Here is a 5809-nt window from a genome sequence, read left to right as displayed (position 1 = left end):
GCCCACCGCCAGCGACGCCTGCGCCCCGTACAGCGCGCGGCGCACGCCCTCCACCGAGAAGCGCATCGGGTTGAGCAGCATCACCCACGACAGCACCGGCCCCGCGCCCTTCACCGGGAACATCGCGCCGGACAGCACCCACATGGGCAGCATCACCAGGCTCATCACCGCGTGGTAGCCCGCGCTGGAGCGCACCCACCACGCCAGCGCCATCCCCATCCCGGTCAGCGCCAGCGCCGACAACACCATCACCGCGGCCAGCAGCGGGTAGTCCACCGCCCCCACGTCCACGCCCGCCAGCGGCGCGAACAGGAGGAACATCGACGCCTGCATCAGCGCGATGGTGGACGACCCCAGCGCCTTGCCCAGCACCACCGCCAGCCGCGACCCCGGCCCCGCCAGCACCGCCTGGAGGAAGCCCTCCTTGCGGTCCTCGATGACGGTGATGGTCGCGAAGATGGCGCTGAAGAGCACCACCATCGTGACGACGCCCGGGAAGAAGAACTGCTGGTAGCCCAGCCCCTGCGCGCCCTCCACCCGGAACGAGCCCGCGAACCCCGAACCGATGACGAACCAGAACAGGATGGGCTGCGCCAGCGCGCCAATCACCCGGCTGGGCTGACGGAAGAAGCGCACCACGTCGCGCGCGAGCAGCACCCGCACCGTGGCCCACTGCAGCGCGAGCGTCCCCGGCTCACGGCGTGAGACAGGCGCGGCCGGCGCGGCCACGGACGAAGGAACAGGCACGGGGATGTCGGCGCTCATCGGCGTTTCCTCGGCGCGGGCACGGGCGCGGGCGCATCCGCCCCCAACGCCTTCCCGGTGAGCTGGAGGAACACGTCCGCCAGCGTGGGCCGGCGCAGCGACACGGAGTCAAACCGCCCCGGAGGGAAGGCCTCCACCAGTCGCGGCACCAGCGCATGTCCTTGCGCGGCCTCCACCTGCACGCGCCCCTCCACCACCTTCGCCTCCAACCCCAGCTTCTGCGTCACCTGCGCGGCCAGGGCCTCCGGCTCCGGCCCCTCCAGCGTGAGGATGTCGCCGCCCATGCGCGAGGCCAGCGCCCGGGGCGTGTCACACGCCACCAGCTTCCCGGCATCCAGCACCGCCAGCCGGTCGCACCCTTCCGCTTCATCCGCGCGGTGCGTGGTGAGCAGCACCGTGACGCCCTGCGCGTCGCGCAGCCGCTTGAGGTGCGTCCAGAACGTGCGGAAGGCCGCCTCGTCCAACCCTTGCGTGGGTTCGTCCATCAGCACCACGCGCGGTTGGTGCACCAGCGCCCGCGCCAGCTCCAGCCGCCGGCGCATGCCGCCCGACCAGGTGCCCACCCGCTCGTCGCCCCGGTCCAACAGGCCGATGAGCGACAGCATCGTCTCCACGCGCGCCTTCGCGTCCGCGCCGGAGAGGCCGTACAGCCGAGCCCCCAGCAGCAGGTTCTCCCGGGCCGTCAGCAGGTCGTCCAGGCTGCCCTTCTGGAAGATGACGCCCATCTGGCGGCGCAGCGCGGGGTCGCTCAGGCAGAGCACGCGGCCGGCGAAGTGCACCTGCCCCGCGTCCGGGGCGAGCAGGCCCGCGAGCAACTGGAAGGTGGTGGACTTGCCGGCGCCGTTCGGCCCCAGCAGGCCCAGGATCTCTCCCGGCTGCACGGACAGCGACAGGCCGTCCACGGCGGTGCGCCCACCGAAGCGACGCGTGAGCCCCTCGATGCGCAGCAGCGGCGGGGGCGGGGTGGCAACCGAGGTGTCGGGCATGAAGGGCGTCCTCGCGCGACACAACCGCCGCGCGGGCCCGCTAGCCGTGCGGGACGCGGTCCAGCGTCATCGCGGCGAACAGGCCGGTGAGATACACGAGCGAGAACAAGAACGTCTGGCGCGCCCAGGGCTTCCCCAGGTGCTTGAAGAAGCCCCACGCTCCCATCCCGAGGAAGCTCAGGCCCAGCACCACCGCCGCCGCCAGGTACCACGTGCCGGCGATGTGCAGCTGGAAGGGCAGGAGCGTCATCGGCACCAGCGCCACCAGGTAGAGCACCACCTGCGCGCGGCTGGACTCGTCGCCCCGCTCGATGGGCACCGACTTGAGGCCCGCCGCCGCGTACTCCTCCTTGCGGAACAGCGCGATGGCGATGAAGTGCGGCATCTGCCAGAGGAACATGATGGCGAACAGCGCGAAGCCGCCCGCGTCCACCGTGCCCGTCACCGCCGTCCAGCCCATCAGCGGAGGCAGCGCGCCCGGGACGGCGCCCACCAGCATCGCCGCGGACGTGCGCGCCTTGAGCGGCGTGTAGGCCAGCACGTAGCTCAGCAGCGCGATGAGCCCCAGCACGCCGGTGAGCAGGTTCGCGCCCAGCACCAGCGCCGGCAGCGACACCACCGCCAGCGACAGGCCGAACCACAGCGCCGTGGAGGGATCCATGCGCCCGGCGGGCAGCGGCCGGTTGCGCGTGCGCGCCATGAACTGGTCGCTGTGGCGCTCCATGTAGCAGTTGAACGCGTTCGCCGCGCCCACCGTGCCCGCCGTCGCCAGCAGCGTCACCAGGGCCCGCACGGGGCCCAGGGGGCCCGGCGCCAGGAACATGCCGCCCGCGGCCGTGATGAGCACCAGGGAGGACAGGCTCGGCTTGGTGAGGGAGATCAGGTCGGACGCGGTGGACGACTGGGGCAGGGCACGCGCGCTCACGCAGACTCCAACAGGTGGCCCCGGACCGAGTGTTCGCTTCCGGCCGAGGGGACGTGGGTGGCCCCTCCCATACCGTCACCCGGCAGGGGTGGCAAGGCGGAGCCTCCCCACCACATCAGCCTGCCTTGTCGCCCCCCTTCAAAAACGAAGCGCCGCGAACCCCTTTGGGGATTCGCGGCGCGGGGGACAGCGGGCGCTACCGGGGGCGGCTTACATGCCCAGTCAATTGCCCGCGAGCCGCTGCGCGTCGGTGAGGTACTCGCCCTTGGGCTCGCGCTTCACGTACTCCTGCGCCAGCGTGCGGACCTTGGCCGTCTGCTTGGGGTCCTTGGCGAGCAGCGCGGCGTAGAAGTAGTACACCGGCGAGTAGCCCTCGTCGGAGGTGAGCGCGCGCTGGAAGGACTCGTCGGCCTTGGCCGCGTTGCCCTGGCCCTGGTAGACGCGGCCCAGCTCGGTGAGGGCCATGGCGACACGGTCCGGCTGACCGAAGAACTCCTGGCTGGCCTTCTCCAACTGCTCCTTGGCCTTGTCCCACTCCGAGCGCTCCCGGTAGATGCCGCCCATGGCGAGGCGGGCCTCGGGGTTCTTCGCCTTCGGGTCCTTCACCGCGCGCTGGTACTGCGCGAGCGCGTCATCCAGCTTGTTCTGGCGGCGGTAGGCGTTGCCCAGCATCACCACCAGCTTGGGGCTGTCGCCCATCGTCTTGAGCGCGGTCGTCAGCGCCTCGGAGGCTTCCTTCTCGCCGCCCGGCTTGCCCATGAGCGCCTTGGCCAGCTCGACGTGGAACTGGGCGCGGCTGGCGTCCACCTTGATGGCCTTGCGGATCTCCTCCGCGGCCGCGTCGAAGTTGCCCTCGGCCAGCAGGCGCCGGCCCTTGATGAGGTTCAGCTCCGGGTTCTGCTTGTCGAGCGCGAAGCCGGTCTCCTCCGCCTTGAGGACCTCCGCCTTCGCCTTGGCGGCATCCACCGGCACGCCCGTCGCCTCCGCCAGCTTCTGCTGCACGTCCGGCTTGAGGGTGGGCATGGCCAGCGACACGCGGGCGATGAGCAGCGAGCGCGCGAGCTGCGCGGCGGCCAGCTGACGCGGGCTGGGAGGCGGATCCACCTCCAGCAGCTTCTTGATCATCTGGTTGACCAGCCCGTAGTTGGGCTCGTCCTGCTCCAGCATCAAGAGCGACCGGCCCAGCAGCGACTCCGGGTGGTCCTTCTCGTAGCGCAGCGCGAAGTCGTAGTTCTTCCAGGCGGTGTTGTCCTGGCCCAGCCGGCGGTACACCGCGCCCAGGCCCGCGTAGACGCGCGGATCATCCGGAGCCAGCGTCTGCGCGCGCTCCAGGCTGTCGCGCGAGCGCTCCAGGTCTCCGGCGTTCATCTGGATGAGGCCCAGCGTGAGGTACAGGAGCGAGGAGGCCTTGTTCTTGTCGTTGAGGTCCTTGACCTGCGCATCCAGCTCGGTGAGGGCTTCCTTGCCCTTGCCGCTGTAGGTCTTCACCAGGGCCTGCGCCGCGATGAGGTGGCTGGAGAGCTCCTGGGTCTTCTGCGCCGCCGCCAGGTGCTCCTCCGCCTGCCGACGGGCGTCGTCGCCGCCGCCGTGCTCACCCCAGCGGATGGCGTACGCGTACGCGAGGTAGCCGTGGGCCGCGGTGGAATCCGGATCCACCTCCAGCGCCAGGTCCGCCGCCTCGCACGCCTTCTTGTAGCTGACGAACGAGTCGTGCTTGAGCTGCTCGGTGGCGACGTCCAGGTTCTTCTTCAGCTCCCGGCCGCGCTTCTTCGCCTGCGCCGAGTACCAGCCGTAGCCACCCGCGAACAACGGGATGAGCAGCAGCAGCACCAGCGACAGCATCTTGCTGCGGTTGCCACCGGCGGCGGGCTTGCGGCGCGACGAAGGCTCGTCCTCGTCGTCCTCCACCTCTTCCACCACGATCTGCGGGCGGCGCTGGGAGGGCGGACGCGTGCCGGCCTCCGCCGGACGGGAGGCGCCGGACGGGCCGGTGCGGGCCTGCGGCTGAGAAGGCGCGCTGACGCGGCCCACGGGCGTGCTGGCCACCGGCGGGCTCGCCACCGGAAGGGTCGCGGCGGCGGGCGCCTCCACGGCGGCGGGCGGCGGCGTGGCCACGGGCGCGAGCACCGGCGTGGGCGCGACCGGGCGCGGAATCTCCACCTTGTACTGCTGGAGGAGCGTGACGGTCTCCGGGTCACCGGGATCCGCCTGGTAGGCCTTGAGCAGGTTGGCGCGGCCGGTCTCCGACTCGCCACCCTTGATCTGAAGCACGCCCGCCATGCGCAGGGCGGCCTTGTCCTCGGGCTGGACCTGGAGGGCCCCCTGGACTTCTTCCAGGGCCTTCTTGTCCTTGTTCTGCGCCGCGTAGACACGGGCCAGGAGGAGGCGTGGATCGGCCGCTGTCGGATGGGCCTTCACGCCCTTCTTGCAGACGACCATGGCCTCCATGAAGCGCCCCAGGTCGAGGTACGCCTCCGCCAGGGGCTTGTACGCATCCGACGAGGGATCGGAAGCGAACGAATGCTCAAGCTTCGCGAGCTCGGTGGGGCTCAACGTCTTTGAAGGGGAGGTGGACATGAACCAGATGGAAGCCCGGAGGACCGGGAAGGATGCGGTACTGAAGAGCGGTTTTTATGGCATCCGCTGCGCGGCACGTCAATCGCAGGGTTGCTGGTGAAAACGAGCTGCTTGACAGCAAGGTCAGGCTTCGGTACTAGCCCCATCACCTCGCCGGTCCCAACACCGCCGGGGCGCAGGGCAGGCAGTCGTGGTCCGTTTTGGGGGCGTAGCTCAGTTGGGAGAGCGTCGCGTTCGCAATGCGAAGGTCGTCGGTTCGATCCCGTCCGCCTCCACCATGAAGAAAACAAAGGGCCTCACGGGAAACCGTGAGGCCCTTTGCATTTCAGGCACTTCCGGTCGTTGCCGAATTGCAAAGGCTTCGGGCTTTGTTATCCGGGGCCGATGACCGACCCGTCCGCCTCCCTGTCGTTCTTCGCCCGCTTCTGGCTCGCCTGGCTGTGCTTCTGGCGCTGCCTCGTGTCCCGCGAGTTCGCGCAGGCCGTGTTGCCGACCAGCCGCGCCTACGATGCCGGTCAGCTCAAGGAGCTTCCGGCCGGAGACGTGGCCCCCCCGC

At 70.4% G+C, this 5809-nt stretch carries 4 protein-coding genes and 1 tRNA gene; 1 reads left to right on the top strand and 4 read right to left on the bottom strand.

Translation table 11 applies throughout. From position 1 onward, the window contains the following. The 4 genes from D7Y13_RS37335 to D7Y13_RS37320 form a co-directional block, all read right to left on the bottom strand. Positions 1–765, bottom strand: a 765-nt coding sequence (locus D7Y13_RS37335; protein WP_120630963.1) for an ABC transporter permease, incomplete at its 3' end; no start/stop codon positions are given. Continuing rightward, complete coding sequence (locus D7Y13_RS37330) at positions 762–1751, bottom strand: ABC transporter ATP-binding protein (RefSeq protein ID WP_120585981.1); 990 nt, start codon at positions 1749–1751, stop codon at positions 762–764. The genes D7Y13_RS37335 and D7Y13_RS37330, both read right to left, overlap by 4 nt. 40 nt (positions 1752–1791) lie before the next feature. Beyond that, positions 1792–2676, bottom strand: coding sequence for a heme o synthase (cyoE, locus tag D7Y13_RS37325; RefSeq protein WP_120538002.1), 885 nt, complete (start codon positions 2674–2676; stop codon positions 1792–1794). Positions 2677–2898: 222 nt separating this feature from the next. After that, positions 2899–5253 (bottom strand): tetratricopeptide repeat protein, encoded by a 2355-nt coding sequence (locus D7Y13_RS37320; protein ID WP_120585980.1) that lies wholly within the window; start codon positions 5251–5253, stop codon positions 2899–2901. A 202-nt stretch (positions 5254–5455) separates the two neighbouring features. On the opposite strand from D7Y13_RS37320, the gene D7Y13_RS37315 reads away from it, so the two are divergent. Further along, a tRNA-Ala gene (locus D7Y13_RS37315) sits at positions 5456–5531 on the top strand. Positions 5532–5809: the final 278 nt, after the last annotated feature.

The organism is Corallococcus praedator (genome assembly GCF_003612125.1).
Classification (GTDB): Bacteria; Myxococcota; Myxococcia; order Myxococcales; family Myxococcaceae; genus Corallococcus; species Corallococcus praedator.
The sequence above is the reverse complement of the archived record's forward strand: the minus strand, read 5'-3'. Positions and strand labels throughout refer to the sequence as shown.